This is a genomic window from Streptomyces sp. NPDC086519 (genome assembly GCF_040686075.1).
In the GTDB taxonomy this organism is placed as follows: domain Bacteria; phylum Actinomycetota; class Actinomycetes; order Streptomycetales; family Streptomycetaceae; genus Streptomyces; species Streptomyces shenzhenensis.
The window spans coordinates 155,307-169,952 of record NZ_JBFBJL010000001.1; the positions used below are offsets into that span (position 1 = coordinate 155,307).

The window sequence follows — 14,646 nt, forward strand, 5'->3', positions numbered from 1 at the left end:
GGAATCTCCTGGACTGACGTGGACGACCCTGGGGCACGCACCTTGCCTAGAGTGCGAGCAGCTCCTTGGTCGTGATGGTGAGTAGCTCGGGTCCGCCGTCCGCCTCGGGGCGCACGACGAGCGTGTCATCGATCCGGACGCCGCCCCGGCCCGGGAGGTGGACCCCCGGTTCGACGGTGACCGGCACGCAAGCGTCCAGTTTACCCATGGCCGCGGGGGCGAGCTGCGGGTCCTCGTCGATTTCGAGTCCGACGCCGTGTCCGGTGAGGGGCTGCAGGCCCGAGGCGTAGCCCGCGGAGTCCAGGACCTGGCGGGCGGCGCGGTCGACGTCGCGGCAGGCGGCGCCGGGCACGAGGCTCTCCCGGCCGGCTCGCTGGGCGCCGAAGACGAGGTCGTAGAGCTCGATCTGCCAGTCGGCGGGCGTGGTGCCGATGACGAAGGTACGGCCGATCTCGCAGCGGTAGCCGCGGTAGGTGGCGCCGAGACAGACCGTCAGGAAGTCGCCCTCCTCGACCCGCCGGTCGGTGGGGCGGTGGCCGCGGCGGCCGGAGTTCGGACCGGTGGCCACGGAGGTGGGGAAGGCCGCGCCGTCGGCGCCGTGGTCGACCAGGCGGCGCTCCAGTTCCAGGGCGAGGTGCCGTTCGGTACGGCCGACGAGGATCGACTCCAGGAGCTCGCCGAGGGCCTGGTCGGCGATCTCGGCGCCGACGCGGAGGCAGGAGATCTCCTCCTCGTCCTTGACGACCCTGAGCTGCTCGACGGCGCTGCCCAGGTCGGTCAGGCGCAGGCGGGGCGCGACCGAGGCGAGGGCGCGGTGCCGGGCCACGGTGAGGTGGTGCTCCTCGACGGCGAGGGCGTCGGTGTCCTGGGCGGCGGCGAGGTCGGCGGCGGCGACGGCGGGGTCGCCGCCGGGAGCTGCCAGGAGGTGGGGCCGCAGGGACTCGTCGGGGCGGGCCTCGGCGGCGCGGTCGTCCAGCGGGCCGGGGCAGACGAGGACGTCCTCGCGCTCGCCGAGGAGCAGGACGGAGCCGTGGGGTGCGGCGCCGGCGAGGTATCTCACGTTGGCCGGGTGTGAGATGACGGCGGACTGGCTGCCGACCGCGTGGCAGCGTTCCCTCAGCCTGGTTCGGCGGGCCGCGTACACGTCTGACATGAGTCGAGCGTAGGAGGGTTGGGCGTTTTGTGCCGGTTGAGGGGGCCGAGTGGGGTGGTGGGGCGCCGTTGCGGGGTGCGGGTCCGTGGATGTGTGCGCAGTTCCCCGCGCCCCTGACACCGCGAGCCGTCCCCCGGCTGCGGGCCGGTGGGGGTACTCGCGCAGTTCCCCGCGCCCCCGATACCGCGAGCCGTCCCCCGGCTGCGGGCCGGTGGGGGTACTCGCGCAGTTTCCCCCCGCCCCTGACAACGCAGGCGGGTGCGGTCTCCCCCGTCTACCAGCTCGGCGGGCTCGCTATCGCCCGTGCCAGGACCTCGTCCAGGACCCTCGCCGTTCCCGGCACATCCAGCTGCGAATTGTCGATGATGGGGAGACCGGAGCCGTACCAGCCCGCCATGCGGCCGTGGATGCGGGCCACCTCCTCGTCGGTGAGGCGACGGTTGCCGGTGCGTTCCGCGTTGCGCTCCAGGACTATGTCGAGGCCGGGCAGGAGAACGACCGGCAGCAGGCCGGGGCCGACGTGCCGCTTCCAGCCGCCGAGGCCGACGACCGGGCGGTCCGGGAAGACCGCGTCGTCGAGGATGCACGAGATGCCGTTGGCCAGGAAGTTGCGCGCGGCGAAGCCGCAGGTGCGGCGGGCGAGGCGGTACTGGGCCTCGGAGTGGTCGTTCCACCCGGACTGGGGGTCGGCGAAGCCGGAGCGGACCCATTCGCGGACGTCGTCGAGGCTGATGTGGGCGGTGGGGACCCGGCGGTGGTCGGCCCAGTACTTGGCCACGCTGGTCTTGCCCGCACCGGCCGGCCCGATCAGGAGGACGGCCAGCGTGGTGGTCGTCGGATCGGGGACCGTCACGGCGGGAGGCGGACTCGGCATGCCCACCGGTGCGCCCGCCGGCAGCGGGACGTGGCCCGTGGTGTCGGGCGGCGGTGGAACCGAGGGAAGCGGGGGGAGCGGAGGCTGCGGAGGCGCGGGCGGCGGGGGCGGCACGGGCGCGGGGCCCTGCGGCGGTCCCGGGTGGTGTGCGGCCGGCTGCCAGCCGGTCGGTCCCTGCCCCGGCTGATGGGGCGGCGGCAGCGGAGATCCCACTGCGTGCTGCATCCGGTGCCACTCCGTCTCGTCATGTTCGGCCACGCTCGTTACCGAACGGTACCGCCCCCGGTCGTCGTTTGGTGAAACGGCCGGGGGCGGTCCGAAGTGCCCGTCCCGCAGGGTGAATCGGGCGGAAGGAACAGCGTCGGACTTACTGCCCGACCTCGCCGTAAGCGGCGAGGAGGACGGCCGGGTCGGGGCCCTCCAGAACGGTCGGCTTGGCGAGACCGTCGAGGACGATGAAGCGGAGCAGGTTGCCGCGGGACTTCTTGTCGACCTTCATCGTCTCGACCAGCTTGGGCCACTGGTCGTAGCGGTAGTGCAGCGGGAGGCCGACGGACTCCAGGACCGTGCGGTGGCGGTCGGCCGTCGCGTCGTCCAGGCGTCCGGCCAGCCGGCCCAGCTCGGCGGCGAAGTGCATGCCGACGGCGACCGCGGCGCCGTGCCGCCACTTGTAGCGCTCGTTCTTCTCGATGGCGTGGCCGAGGGTGTGGCCGTAGTTCAGGATCTCACGCAGGCCCGATTCCTTGAGATCGGAGGAGACGACCTCGGCCTTGACCCGGATGGAGCGCTCGATCAGCTCGGCGGTGTGCGGGCCTGCCGGGGTGCGCGCGGCCTCGGGGTCGGACTCGATGAGCTCCAGGATCACCGGGTCGGCGATGAAGCCCGCCTTGACGATCTCGGCGAGCCCGGAGACGTAGTCGTTGACGGGCAGCGAGTCCAGGGCGGCGAGGTCGCAGAGGACACCCGCCGGGGGGTGGAAGGCGCCCACCAGGTTCTTGCCCTCGGCCGTGTTGATGCCGGTCTTTCCGCCCACCGCCGCGTCGACCATGGCCAGCACCGTCGTGGGAACGGCGATCCAGCGCACCCCGCGCAGCCAGGTGGCGGCCACGAAACCGGCCAGGTCCGTGGTGGAGCCGCCGCCCACGCCGACGACGGCGTCGGAGCGGGTGAAGCCGGACTGGCCGAGCGCCTTCCAGCAGTAGGCGGCGACCTCGGCGGTCTTGGCCTCCTCCGCGTTCGGCACCTGGATGGCGACGGCCTCGTAGCCCTGTCCGGCCAGGTCGGCGCGGAGCGCGTCCCCGGTCTCGGCGAGCGCCTCGGGGTGGATCACGGCGACCCGCTGGGCCTTGTCCCCGATCAGTCCGCCCAGCTCACCGAGGAGCTGACGGCCCACCAGGACCTCGTACGGCTCGGTGCCCGCCGTGCCGCCGACCTGGATCCGGGTGACTGCCTCGCTCATGCTTCCTTCAACTCCAGTGCGTCCAGGGCTGCTTGGGTGACCTCTTCGGGCGTACGGCCGTCGGTCGCGACGACGGCGGTGGCGACCTCCTCGTACAGGTGCCGCCGGGCTTCCATCAGCTCGCGCCACTGCTTGCGCGGGTTGATGGCGAGCAGCGGCCGGGCCGCGTTCAGGCCGGTGCGCCTGACGGCCTCCTCGACGTCCATCGAGAGGTAGACCACCCGGCGCCCGGCGAGCAGGCCGCGGGTCTCCGCGTCGAGGATCGCGCCGCCGCCGAGCGCGAGGACACCCTCGTGCTCGGCCAGCGCCGCCCGCACGGCCCGCTTCTCGATCTCCCGGAACACCGGCTCGCCCTCGGCCACGAAGATGTCGGCGACGGTGCGGCCCTCGGCGGCCACGATGTCCTCGTCGGTGTCCCGGTAGCCGACGCCGAGCCGCTCGGCGAGCAGCTGCCCGACCGTGGACTTGCCGACACCCATCGGCCCGACCAGCACCACTCTCGGCGTGCCGGTCACCGGATGGCCAGGTGGTCGAGGTAGGACCGCACGTTGCGCCGGGTCTCGGTCACCGAGTCGCCGCCGAACTTCTCGGCGACGGCGTCCGCGAGGACGAGCGCGACCATGGCCTCGGCGACGATGCCGGCGGCCGGCACGGCGGAGACGTCGGAGCGCTGGTGGTGGGCCTGGGTGGCCTCGCCGGTCGTCACGTCGACGGTCCGCAGGGCGCGCGGCACGGTCGCGATGGGCTTCATCGCGGCCCGGACCCGGAGCAGCTCACCGGTGGACAGGCCGCCCTCGGTACCGCCGGCCCGGCCGGAGACGCGGCGGATGCCCTCCGGGGTGCCGACGATCTCGTCGTGGGCCTTGGAGCCGGGCACCCGGGCCAGCTCGAAGCCGTCACCGATCTCGACGCCCTTGATCGCCTGGATGCCCATGAGGGCACCGGCGAGGCGGGCGTCCAGTTTGCGGTCCCAGTGGACGTGCGAGCCGAGGCCGACGGGGACGCCGTAGGCCAGCACCTCGACCACACCGCCGAGGGTGTCGCCGTCCTTGTGGGCCTGGTCGACCTCCGCGACCATCGCCTTCGACGTGTCGGCGTCCAGGCAGCGCAGCGGGTCGGCGTCCAGCTTCTCGACGTCGGCCGGGGTGGGGTAGACGCCGCCCGGGGCCTTCACCGAGCACAGTTCGACGACGTGCGAGACGATCTCGATGCCGGCCGTCTCCTTCAGGTACGACCGGGCGACGGCGCCGAGCGCCACGCGGGCCGCGGTCTCCCGGGCGGAAGCGCGCTCCAGGACCGGACGGGCCTCGTCGAAGCCGTACTTCTGCATGCCGGCGAGGTCGGCGTGGCCGGGACGGGGCCGGGTCAGCGGGGCGTTGCGGGCGAGTCCGGCGAGGATCTCCGGGTCGACCGGGTCGGCCGCCATGACCTGCTCCCACTTGGGCCACTCGCTGTTGCCCACCATGATCGCGACCGGTGAGCCGAGGGTCAGGCCGTGCCGGACACCGCCGAGGAAGGTGACGTCGTCACGCTCGAACTTCATCCGCGCACCGCGGCCATAGCCGAGCCGCCGTCGCGCCAGGTGGTCGGCGACCATCTCGGTCGTGATCGGCACGCCGGCGGGAAGGCCCTCCAGCGTCGCGACAAGGGCGGGACCGTGGGACTCCCCCGCGGTCAGCCAACGCAGCCTGCTCAACGATGCTCCTCAGTGCTCGCGCCCTGGTACTGCCCTGCGTACGCGTGTCCTCGCGTACGGCGACGGCCGACCGGGTGCGCGGGCCCTGGTCCGCCACCTCCGATCCTCCCACGTCCGGGCGCCCGACCCGGCTGCCGGTCCAGCAGTCGGACGCGGATCTGCCGAGTCCGCGCCCGGGCGGGCGCGACCAGCCATGAGGGCGCCGCGGGCGAACGGGGCCCGCGCCGCACCCTCAGCGGAATCCTCAGCTCTCGGCGAGCGCCTTCTCCCCGGCCAGGCGCATGGCGTCCAATGGCGCGGGGGTGCGGCCGGTCATCTGCTCGACCTGGAGCACGGCCTGGTGCACCAGCAGGTCGAGGCCGCTGACCACGGCGCCCCCGAACATGGACCAGCGGGCGGCCAGGGCGGTGGGCCAGGGGTGGTAGAGGACGTCGAAGAGGGTGGTGGGGCGTTCGGGTACGGCGGCGGCGAGGGCGTCGGTGGCGCCGACGGGGGTGGTGGCGATCACCAGGGGGGCGCGCAGGGCCTGTTCGGCGTCGGCCCAGTCGGCGATGCGGACCTCGACGTCGAGCCGTTCACCCCAGTGCCTCATCTCGGCGGCGCGCTCCGCGCTGCGGACGTGGACGACGACCTCGCCGGTGCAGATCCGGGCCAGCGCGGCCAGTGCCGAGGAGGCGGTGGCCCCGGCGCCGAGGATCGCGGCGGAGTCGACCTGTTCGATGCCGTGCTCGCGGAGCGCGGCAACCATGCCCGGGATGTCGGTGTTGTCCCCGAGCCGACGGCCGTCCTCGGTGAAGACGACGGTGTTGACCGCGTCGACGGAGGCGGCCGTCTCGCTGATCTCGTCGACCAGCGGGATGACCGCCCGCTTCAGCGGCATGGTCAGCGACAGCCCCGCCCACTCCGGCCCCAGCTCCTCGAAGAAGCCGGGCAGTGCGGCCTCGTCGATCTCGAAGCGCTCGTACGACCAGTCGGTGAGTCCGAGTGCGTCGTACGCGGCCCGGTGCAGCACCGGAGAGAGGGAGTGGGCGATGGGCTTACCGAGCACAGCGGCCCGGCGGGCATCAGTTGCCCGAGTTGGCATTGAACTTTTCCTTGAGCTTCTCGAATTCGGCGTTGGTCTTGGCGAATTCGGTGTTGTTCACGCCGTCGGTCGCCACGAAATACATCCAGCCGTCGTCGGTCGGATTCAGTGCCGCCTTCAGCGCGTCCTCGCCGGGGTTGCCGATCGGACCGGGCGGAAGCCCCTTTTGGGTGTAGGTGTTGTACGGGTCCCTGTTGCTGTTGATCTCCGACTCGCTGATGTGGATGTTGCTGGTGCCCTTCAAGTAGTTGAAGGTCGAGTCGAATTGCAGCAACTGGTTGGTCTCGGTGTTCGTGGACTTGAGACGGTTGTAGACCACCTCCGCCATCTTGCGGAAGTCGTCGTGCGTCTTGCCTTCGGCCTGGACGAGGCTCGCGACCGTGATGACCTGCAGCGGGTTGTCCAGGTTGTACTTCTTGGCCTCCGCCGCGAGGTCGTAGGTGGCGTACTCCTCCTTGGCCGCGGCGACCATCTGTTTCAGGATCGCGTCGGGCTTCATGCCCTTGGCCGCGGGATAGGTGCCCGGGTAGAGGAAGCCCTCCAGCGGGTCCATGATCTTGCTGTTGGTGTTCGCGTAACTCGGCAGACCGAGGTTCTTGTATTCGGCCCTGGCGACCTTCTTGGAGGTACCGGCGGAAAGGCCGAGTTTCTTGTCGAGGGCCACATAGACTCGCGCGGCACGCTCACCCGGGGTGACCACCACATTGGCCTGGCTCTTCGGGTCGAGCATCAGCAGCACGCAACTGGCGGCGGACATCTCCTTCTTGAGGGTGTAGGCACCCGCCTGGATCGTGTTGCCCTTCGGATTCTGCGTCTGCGCGTGGACGAACGCGTCGACGCTCTTGACGACGCCGGCCTCCTTCAGCCGACGGCCGATCTCGTATCCGCCCGCGCCCTTGGGAATCTGGACGGTCACGGTCTCGGAGCTGCCGCTGCCCGCGTAGTCCGGGGCCGCGCCGAAACGATTTTGGTAGAAGTGCCAGCCGAAGTAGGCGACGGTGGCCGCGCCGCCGCCGAAGACCAGGCAGACCACCAGGCAGGCGCAGCCGCTGCGGCGCTTCTTGGCGCCCTTGCCGCCTTTGGCGTCCTTGCCGCGGCCACCACCGCGGCGTCCTTTCGAGTCGTCGTCGCCGTCGTCGTCATCGCCGTCGTCGTCGTCGGCGCCCGTGAAGAAGGGGTGCTGCCCTTCCTCCTCCTCGACGGCGGGCTCCGGTTCCGGCTCGGGGCGCCGGCGGCCGGGCGGCTCGGGGGGCGGGTAGGCGTCCTCGGTGCCGTAGAAGTCGGGCTGCTCGCTGCCGTAGGCCACGGGCTGCTGGCCGTAGGGGTCGCCGGGGTCGGCGGCGTAAGGAACGTGGCCATGGGTGCCGGTCGCGTCCCAGGTGCCCTGGTGGTACTGCTGCGGAGCATGTCCGACGTACTGCTGGTCGTACTGCTGGTCGTACTGCTGCTGCCCGTTCCCGTCGGTGTACTGGAGCTGGCCCTGTTCGTCGTAGTACGCGTACTGCTGCTGGTCGTACCCGCCCTGCGGGTGCTGGCTCCAGTCGCCGTACTGCTGCTGCGGCTGCTGCGGGTAGTACTGCGGCTGGCCGCCGTAGGGGGACTGCTGGCCCACGTGGGCCTGCTGTCCCCATCCGTCGTCCCCGTACAACGGGTCCTCCGGATGCCACGGTTCGGAGCCTGGGCCCCGGCCATACTCAGTCATCGATCCCCTAGAGCCGCGAGGCGGCGCGTCACGCGGCTGGTGGGCCGCCTGACCGTTCCGCCTCTTGCTGTGCGGTGGCTGTTCGAAAACCATCGCATCGCGCGGAACGTTACCGTATCGCGATCAGATGACCACTTCGACGCCCTCGCCGGGTGGTTTACCTGACACCCGTTCGGATTCCAGCGCCTGCTGGAGGATGATCACTGCGGCGGCCTGGTCGATGACCGAGCGGCCCTTCTTGGACTTCACCCCTGAGGCGCGCAGGCCCTGACTGGCCGTCACGGTCGTCATCCGCTCGTCGACCAGCCGGACCGGCACCGGCTTGATGCCCTTGGCCAGCTCCTGGGCGAAGGCCCGCACCTTGACGGCGGCCGGGCCCTCGCCCCCCTTGAGGGAGCGCGGGAGTCCGACGACGACCTCGATCGGCTCGTACTCCTCGACCAGTTGCCGCAGCCTGCGGTGGGCCGCCGGGACGTCCCGGCCGGGAACCGTCTCGACCGGGGTGGCGAGGATCCCGTCGGGGTCGCACGAGGCGACCCCGATCCGGGCGTCCCCGACGTCGATCGCGAGTCGACGTCCTCTGCGCATTTCCGACCGTTTCCTTACTTGGCGGTCTCGTCGACGAGGCGCTCGACGGCGTCGATGGCCTCGCCGACCGCGGCCGGGTTCTGACCGCCGCCCTGGGCGACGTCCGGCTTGCCGCCACCGCCGCCGCCGAGGGTCTTGGCGGCGGCGCGGACCAGGTCACCGGCCTTGAGGCCGCGGTCACGGGCGGCGTCGTTGGTGGCGATGACCGTGAGCGGCTTGCCGTTGTTGACCGTGAAGAGGGCGACCACGGCGGCGCGCCCGCCCTGGATGCGGCCGCGCACGTCGAGGACCAGCTTGCGCAGGTCGTCCGGGGTGGTGCCGTCCGGTACCTGCCCGGTGACGACGGCGATCCCGCGCACGTCCCTGGCGGACTCGACGAGACCGGCGGCGGCCTGCAGCACCTTCTCCGCGCGGAACTTCTCGATCTCCTTCTCGGCGTCCTTCAGCTTGCCGAGCATGACGGAGACCTTCTCCGGCAGTTCCTCCGGGCGCCCCTTGATCAGCTCCTGGAGCTGGGCGACGACCGTGTGCTCACGGGCCAGGAAGTTGTAGGCGTCGACACCGACGAGGGCCTCGATACGGCGCACGCCCGAGCCGATCGACGACTCGCCGAGCAGCTTGACCAGGCCCAGCTGGGAGGTGTTGTGGACGTGGGTGCCGCCGCACAGCTCCTTGGAGAAGTCGCCGATGGTCACCACGCGGACCCGCTCGCCGTACTTCTCGCCGAACTCGGCGATGGCGCCCTGCTTCTTGGCCTCGTCGATGCCCATGATGTCGGCGCGCACGTCGAGGTCGCGGGCGAGCACCTCGTTGATCTTCTGCTCGACGTCGGTCATCACGGCCGTCGGCACGGCGGACGGCGAGCCGAAGTCGAAGCGGAAGCGGCCGGGCTGGTTCTCGGAACCGGCCTGGGCGGCCGTCGGGCCGAGGGCGTCGCGCAGCGCCTGGTGGGTGAGGTGGGTGGCCGAGTGGGCGCGGGCGATGGCGGTCCGGCGGCGGGAGTCGATCGAGGCATGGGCCTTGGCGCCGACCGTGACCTCGCCGACCTGGACGACGCCCTTGTGGACGTAGACGCCCGGGACCGGCTTCTGGGTGTCGCGGACCTCGATCACGGCACCGGTGTCGACCTTGATCCGGCCGGTGTCGCCGATCTGGCCGCCGCCCTCGGCGTAGAAGGGGGTGCGGTCCAGGACGATCTCGACCTCGTCGCCCTCGGTGGCGGCCGGCGAGGAGACGCCGTCGACGAGGATGCCGACGATCGTGGTCTCGCCCTCGGTGTCGGAGTAGCCGATGAAGTCGGTCGCACCGGTCTTGTCGGCGATCTCGCGGTAGGCGCCGGCGCCGGCGTGCCCGGTCTTCTTGGCCTGGGCGTCGGCCTTGGCGCGCTCCCGCTGCTCCTTCATCAGGCGGCGGAAGCCCTCCTCGTCCACGGAAAGGCCCTGTTCGGCGGCCATTTCGAGGGTGAGGTCGATCGGGAAGCCCCAGGTGTCGTGGAGCAGGAACGCCTTGTCACCGGCGAGGACCTTGCCGCCGGCCTCCTTGGTCTCGGTGACGGCGGTGTCGAGGATGTTGGTGCCGGCCTTCAGAGTCTTGAGGAAGGCGTTCTCCTCGGCGACGGCGACCTTCTCGATGCGCTCGCGGTCGGTGACCAGCTCCGGGTACTGCTGGCCCATCATCGCGATCACGGTGTCGATGAGGTCGAGGACGACCGGGCCGGTGGCACCGAGCAGGCGCATGTTGCGGATGGCGCGGCGCATGATGCGGCGCAGGACGTAACCGCGGCCCTCGTTGCCGGGGGTGACACCGTCGCCGATGAGCATCACCGACGTGCGCATGTGGTCGGTGACCACGCGCAGCGAGACGTCCGAGGCGTGGGCGTCGCCGTAGTGGACGCCGGTCAGCTCGGTGGCCTTCTTGATGACGGCCATGGAGGTGTCGATCTCGTACATGTTCTGCACGCCCTGCAGAATCATGGCGAGACGCTCCAGGCCGAGGCCCGTGTCGATGTTCTTGCTGGGCAGCTCGCCGAGGATCTCGAAGTTGTCCTTGCCGATGCCCTCGCCGCGCTCGTACTGCATGAAGACCAGGTTCCAGATCTCCACGTACCGCTCGTCGTTGACGGCGGGGCCGCCCTCGACGCCGAACTCGGGGCCGCGGTCGTAGTTGATCTCGGAGCACGGGCCGCAGGGGCCGGGGACGCCCATGGACCAGTAGTTGTCCTTCATGCCGAGGCGCTGGATGCGCTCCTTCGGCACGCCGACGACGTCGTGCCAGATGCGCTCGGCCTCGTCGTCGTCCTTGTAGACGGTGATCCACAGCCGGTCGGGCTCCAGGCCGTAACCGCCCTTGTCCTGGGGGCTGGTGAGCAGCTCCCAGGCGTACTTGATGGCGCCTTCCTTGAAGTAGTCGCCGAAGGAGAAGTTGCCGCACATCTGGAAGAAGGTGCCGTGCCGGGTGGTCTTGCCGACCTCTTCGATGTCCGGGGTGCGCACGCACTTCTGCACGCTGGTGGCGCGGTCGAAGGGCGGCTTGACCTCACCCAGGAAGTAGGGCTTGAAGGGCACCATGCCGGCCGGGACGAGGAGCAGAGTCGGGTCGTCCGCGATGAGCGACGCCGAAGGGACGACGGTGTGCCCGCGCTCCTCGAAGAAGCTCAGCCAGCGGCGGCGAATCTCAGCCGACTCCATCAGTGGTCCTCATTCCGGTTGTACGAGTACGTCGTCCTGTCATCGGCGTACTTCGGGTTGCTGCGGTTCTCGATGGCGGCGAGCCGCCGGGGCGCCGGGAGTTCGGGGTTCGCGTTGATGCCCAGCGCCTCGCCCAGCTCGTCCTCCCGCTGGGCCATGTTCTCGCGGACGTCGAGTGCGAAGCCGACGGCCCGCTCCTTGATCCGGTGGCCCGTCTCCAGCGCCTTGTTCGCGGCGGTCGCGGCGAGACTCTCGGGAGTCAGCTGCTTCAGCTTGCGGTTGACCTTGGTGGTGGCCCACACTCCGGCGGCGACACCGGTGGTGAACCAGAACGTACGGCGGAACATATGGCCTGGCTCCTACTTTCCCCGGTTCTTCCGCCGTGCGGCGGGGACGGTCCGGCCCACGATCACCGTACGCCTGGGCTCCTTCACGGGCACGTCCGCCTTGCGGCCGGCCAGCGCCCGGCGCACGCCGTATCCGAAGGCCGCGACCTTGACCAGCGGGCCGCCGAAGGTGGAGGCGACGGTGGTGGAGAGCGCCGAGGCGTTGGACGTGACCTCCTGGACGTCGGAGGCGATCGCGTCGACCCGGTCGATCTGCGTCTGCGCGGAGCGTACGGCCGCGGAGGCGTCGGCGAGCAGCGGGACGGCCTGGTCGGTCACGTCCGCCACGAGCTTGGTGGTCGCCTTGAGCGTCTGGGCCAGCCTCACGAGTGCCACCGCGAGGAAGGAGACCAGGATCGCCCAGAAGACGGCCACCAGCATCCCGGCCACCTCTCCACCGGACACCGCGTGCACCCGCTCCCTGTCTCGTGCCTGGACCACGTGGATCAACTACAACGTGGATCACTACAACGTGGATCAACATCGAAAAGTCTGCACCCGAGCCTATCGCGCCGGGGATGCGACTCCGTACCGGATTACCGCGCGCGGAAGCCGGAGTTACGGGAGGCGGTCGCACGGACCGGAGGCGCTCGCGTACGTTCCGTGTCCAGCGGGGGCCATGCAAAAGCCCGCCGCCTCGTCCGCCCGGAAGGGCGGGGAGACGACGGGCTGACGCTGAGGTGCTACACCCGGCTGATGATCAGCGGGCGTAGTACTCGACGACGAGCTGCTCGTCGCAGATGACCGGAACTTCCTTGCGGTTCGGCTCGCGGTCCAGGCGGAAGGCCAGGGCGCGGAGGTTCACCTGCAGGTAGCGGGGGGTCTCGCCGTCGGGGGCGAAGCCGCCCTCACGGGCGATCTGGAAGAGCGTCTTGTCCTTCGAGCGGTCGCGGACCTGGATGACGTCGTCCGGACGCACGCGGTAGGACGGCTTGTCGACCTTCTGGCCGTTGACCTGGATGTGGCCGTGGACGACCATCTGGCGGGCCTGGTAGATCGTGCGGGCGATGCCCGAACGCAGGACCAGCGCGTCGAGGCGGCGCTCCAGCTCGACGATCAGGGCCTCACCGGTCTTGCCCTGCACCTTGGAGGCACGCTCGTAGGCGCGGACCAGCTGACGCTCGGAGATGTCGTACTGCGCGCGCAGACGCTGCTTCTCCAGCAGACGGACCTTGTAGTCCGAGTTCTGCTTGCGGCCGCGGCCGTGCTCACCCGGCGGGTAGGGGCGGGCCTCGAAGTACTTGACGGCCTTCGGGGTCAGCGCGATGCCGAGGGCACGCGACTTCTTGACCTTGGGGCGGGACTGGTTCGCCACTGTCTCTTTCTTCCTTCTGGGTTTTCGGCTTGTCAGGGTTGAGGGAGGTCGCAATCCGCAGCCGGGGAAACCCGCCGGGCCCCGTTGCCGGGTCTGGTGGGCAGCCGCTCCCCTGGTCTGGGCACATACGTGCAGCACGCGAGTGGCCCACCGACCGGTCCCGCCGTGCGGCGGATGGTGGTGGGCTGCCCGCGACACCGTTCGACGGTGCGCGACGCTCCTGGATCCCCCTTGCGGGGGTTCCGGCTGACTGTCCCGCTCTGACAGCGCGGGACTCAGCGCTTCGAGGCAGTCTACAGGCTGCTCAGGACCGCCTGCGACCGAGGTGCTTCCTGGTCCACTCGACCGCGTCGGCGTACCGCGCCTCCGCGCCGTGCCGGGTCGGGGTGTAGTACTCGCGGTCCTTGACGGTGTCCGGGGCGTACTGCTGCTCGGCGATGCCCTCGGGCAGGTCGTGCGGGTAGACGTAGCCCTGCGCGTGGCCGAGCTTGGCGGCGCCCTTGTAGTGCCCGTCGCGCAGGTGCGGGGGCACCTGGCCGGCCAGGCCCTTGCGGACGTCCTCCAGGGCGGCGCCGATCGCGGTGGTCGCGGAGTTGGACTTGGGGGCGAGGGCGAGGGCGATGGTGGCGTGGCTGAGGGTGAGGGCGGCCTCGGGGAAGCCGATCATGGCGACGGCCTGGGCGGCGGCCACGGCTATGGGCAGGGCGCTCGGATCCGCGAGTCCGATGTCCTCGCTCGCCGAGATCATCAGGCGGCGGGCGATGAAACGGGGGTCCTCGCCGGCCTCGATCATGCGGGCCAGGTAGTGCAGGGCCGCGTCGACGTCCGAGCCCCTGATGGACTTGATGAGGGCGCTGGCGACGTCGTAGTGCTGGTCGCCGTCGCGGTCGTACTTGACCGCGGCGCGGTCGACGACCTCTTCCAGGGTGCCGAGGCCGATCTCCGTCTCGTCCTTGTCGAGGGCGGCGCCGGCGGCTGCCTCCAGGGCGGTCAGGGCGCGGCGGGCGTCGCCGCCGGCGATGCGCAGCAGGTGCTGCTCGGTGTCCTCGGGAAGGGCGACGGCGTTCTTGAGGCCGCGCTCGTCGCTGAGGGCCCGGCGCAGCAGCCCGCGGACGTCGTCGTCGGTGAGCGGTTCGAGGGTGAGCAGGAGGGAGCGGGAGAGGAGCGGGGAGATCACCGAGAAGTACGGGTTCTCGGTGGTCGCGGCGATCAGGGTGACCCAGCGGTTCTCGACGGCCGGGAGCAGCGAGTCCTGCTGGGCCTTGCTGAAGCGGTGGATCTCGTCGAGGAAGAGGACGGTCTCCTTGCCGTAGCCCCCGGTGGCGCGGCGGGCGCCGTCGATGACCGCGCGGACCTCCTTGACGCCGGCGGTGATGGCGGAGAGTTCCACGAACCGCTTGTCGGTCGCTTTGGAGACGACGTACGCGAGGGTCGTCTTGCCGGTGCCGGGCGGCCCCCAGAGGATCACGGACGACGGTCCGGCCGGGCCGCCGGAACCCTCGCCGACCAGTCTGCGCAGCGGGGACCCCGGCTTCAGCAGGTGCTGCTGGCCCACCACCTCGTCGAGGGTGCGCGGGCGCATCCGTACCGCCAGGGGGCTGCCGGTCGGGTCCTTCTCCTGGCGTTCTTCTGCGGCGGCGGTGAACAGGTCGGGTTCCACGTTGAAACCCTAAGTCACACCACTGACAATCCCCGCCGGACG

13 protein-coding genes are annotated in these 14,646 nt (G+C 70.8%); all 13 read right to left on the reverse strand.

The features are described from left to right. Positions 1–46 precede the first annotated feature (46 nt). Positions 47–1,153: an aminopeptidase P family protein gene (locus tag AB0P24_RS00690; protein WP_365789590.1), complete on the reverse strand. Its 1,107-nt coding sequence runs from the start codon at positions 1,151–1,153 to the stop codon at positions 47–49. Between the two features lie 274 nt (positions 1,154–1,427). Next, positions 1,428–2,252, reverse strand: coding sequence for a Pro-rich N-terminal domain-containing protein (locus AB0P24_RS00695; protein ID WP_365789592.1), 825 nt, complete (start codon positions 2,250–2,252; stop codon positions 1,428–1,430). A 142-nt stretch (positions 2,253–2,394) separates the two neighbouring features. Further along, complete coding sequence (aroB, locus tag AB0P24_RS00700; protein ID WP_365789594.1) at positions 2,395–3,486, reverse strand: 3-dehydroquinate synthase; 1,092 nt, start codon at positions 3,484–3,486, stop codon at positions 2,395–2,397. After that, a complete protein-coding gene (locus tag AB0P24_RS00705) occupies positions 3,483–3,965 on the reverse strand; it encodes a shikimate kinase (RefSeq protein WP_365790146.1) in 483 nt (160 codons plus the stop codon). The genes aroB and AB0P24_RS00705 overlap by 4 nt, the downstream gene beginning before the upstream one ends. Before the next feature lie 32 nt (positions 3,966–3,997). Further along, positions 3,998–5,182 (reverse strand): chorismate synthase, encoded by a 1,185-nt coding sequence (aroC, locus tag AB0P24_RS00710; protein ID WP_365789595.1) that lies wholly within the window; start codon positions 5,180–5,182, stop codon positions 3,998–4,000. Positions 5,183–5,426: 244 nt separating this feature from the next. After that, the gene (locus AB0P24_RS00715) at positions 5,427–6,266 is read right to left on the reverse strand and encodes a shikimate dehydrogenase (protein ID WP_365789597.1); all 840 of its coding nucleotides are present in this window, start codon (positions 6,264–6,266) and stop codon (positions 5,427–5,429) included. Continuing rightward, entirely contained in the window at positions 6,247–7,968 is a 1,722-nt protein-coding gene (gene mltG / locus AB0P24_RS00720) for an endolytic transglycosylase MltG (RefSeq protein ID WP_365789600.1), read from the reverse strand. Before mltG ends, AB0P24_RS00715 begins: the two co-directional genes overlap by 20 nt. Before the next feature lie 123 nt (positions 7,969–8,091). After that, positions 8,092–8,556 (reverse strand): Holliday junction resolvase RuvX, encoded by a 465-nt coding sequence (gene ruvX / locus AB0P24_RS00725; protein ID WP_365789602.1) that lies wholly within the window; start codon positions 8,554–8,556, stop codon positions 8,092–8,094. Positions 8,557–8,570: 14 nt separating this feature from the next. Beyond that, positions 8,571–11,243 (reverse strand): alanine--tRNA ligase, encoded by a 2,673-nt coding sequence (gene alaS / locus AB0P24_RS00730; RefSeq protein ID WP_365789604.1) that lies wholly within the window; start codon positions 11,241–11,243, stop codon positions 8,571–8,573. Continuing rightward, complete coding sequence (locus tag AB0P24_RS00735) at positions 11,243–11,590, reverse strand: hypothetical protein (RefSeq protein WP_365789605.1); 348 nt, start codon at positions 11,588–11,590, stop codon at positions 11,243–11,245. Before AB0P24_RS00735 ends, alaS begins: the two co-directional genes overlap by 1 nt. A gap of 12 nt (positions 11,591–11,602) precedes the next feature. Continuing rightward, complete coding sequence (locus AB0P24_RS00740) at positions 11,603–12,043, reverse strand: DUF948 domain-containing protein (RefSeq protein WP_234531917.1); 441 nt, start codon at positions 12,041–12,043, stop codon at positions 11,603–11,605. Positions 12,044–12,329: 286 nt separating this feature from the next. Continuing rightward, positions 12,330–12,944: a 30S ribosomal protein S4 gene (gene rpsD, locus AB0P24_RS00745; RefSeq protein ID WP_181803162.1), complete on the reverse strand. Its 615-nt coding sequence runs from the start codon at positions 12,942–12,944 to the stop codon at positions 12,330–12,332. A 304-nt stretch (positions 12,945–13,248) separates the two neighbouring features. Further along, the gene (locus AB0P24_RS00750; RefSeq protein WP_365789608.1) at positions 13,249–14,604 is read right to left on the reverse strand and encodes a replication-associated recombination protein A; all 1,356 of its coding nucleotides are present in this window, start codon (positions 14,602–14,604) and stop codon (positions 13,249–13,251) included. Positions 14,605–14,646 lie beyond the last annotated feature (42 nt).

Bases quoted from the DNA above. Each gene is read 5' to 3' on its own strand.
- AB0P24_RS00690 (WP_365789590.1), bottom strand. From the start codon at position 1,153: ATGTCAGACGTGTACGCGGCCCGCCGAACCAGGCTGAGGGAACGCTGC.
- AB0P24_RS00695 (WP_365789592.1), bottom strand. From the start codon at position 2,252: ATGCAGCACGCAGTGGGATCTCCGCTGCCGCCGCCCCATCAGCCGGGG.
- aroB (WP_365789594.1), bottom strand. From the start codon at position 3,486: ATGAGCGAGGCAGTCACCCGGATCCAGGTCGGCGGCACGGCGGGCACC.
- AB0P24_RS00705 (WP_365790146.1), bottom strand. From the start codon at position 3,965: ATGGGTGTCGGCAAGTCCACGGTCGGGCAGCTGCTCGCCGAGCGGCTC.
- AB0P24_RS00715 (WP_365789597.1), bottom strand. From the start codon at position 6,266: ATGCCAACTCGGGCAACTGATGCCCGCCGGGCCGCTGTGCTCGGTAAG.
- mltG (WP_365789600.1), bottom strand. From the start codon at position 7,968: ATGACTGAGTATGGCCGGGGCCCAGGCTCCGAACCGTGGCATCCGGAG.
- ruvX (WP_365789602.1), bottom strand. From the start codon at position 8,556: ATGCGCAGAGGACGTCGACTCGCGATCGACGTCGGGGACGCCCGGATC.
- alaS (WP_365789604.1), bottom strand. From the start codon at position 11,243: ATGGAGTCGGCTGAGATTCGCCGCCGCTGGCTGAGCTTCTTCGAGGAG.
- AB0P24_RS00735 (WP_365789605.1), bottom strand. From the start codon at position 11,590: ATGTTCCGCCGTACGTTCTGGTTCACCACCGGTGTCGCCGCCGGAGTG.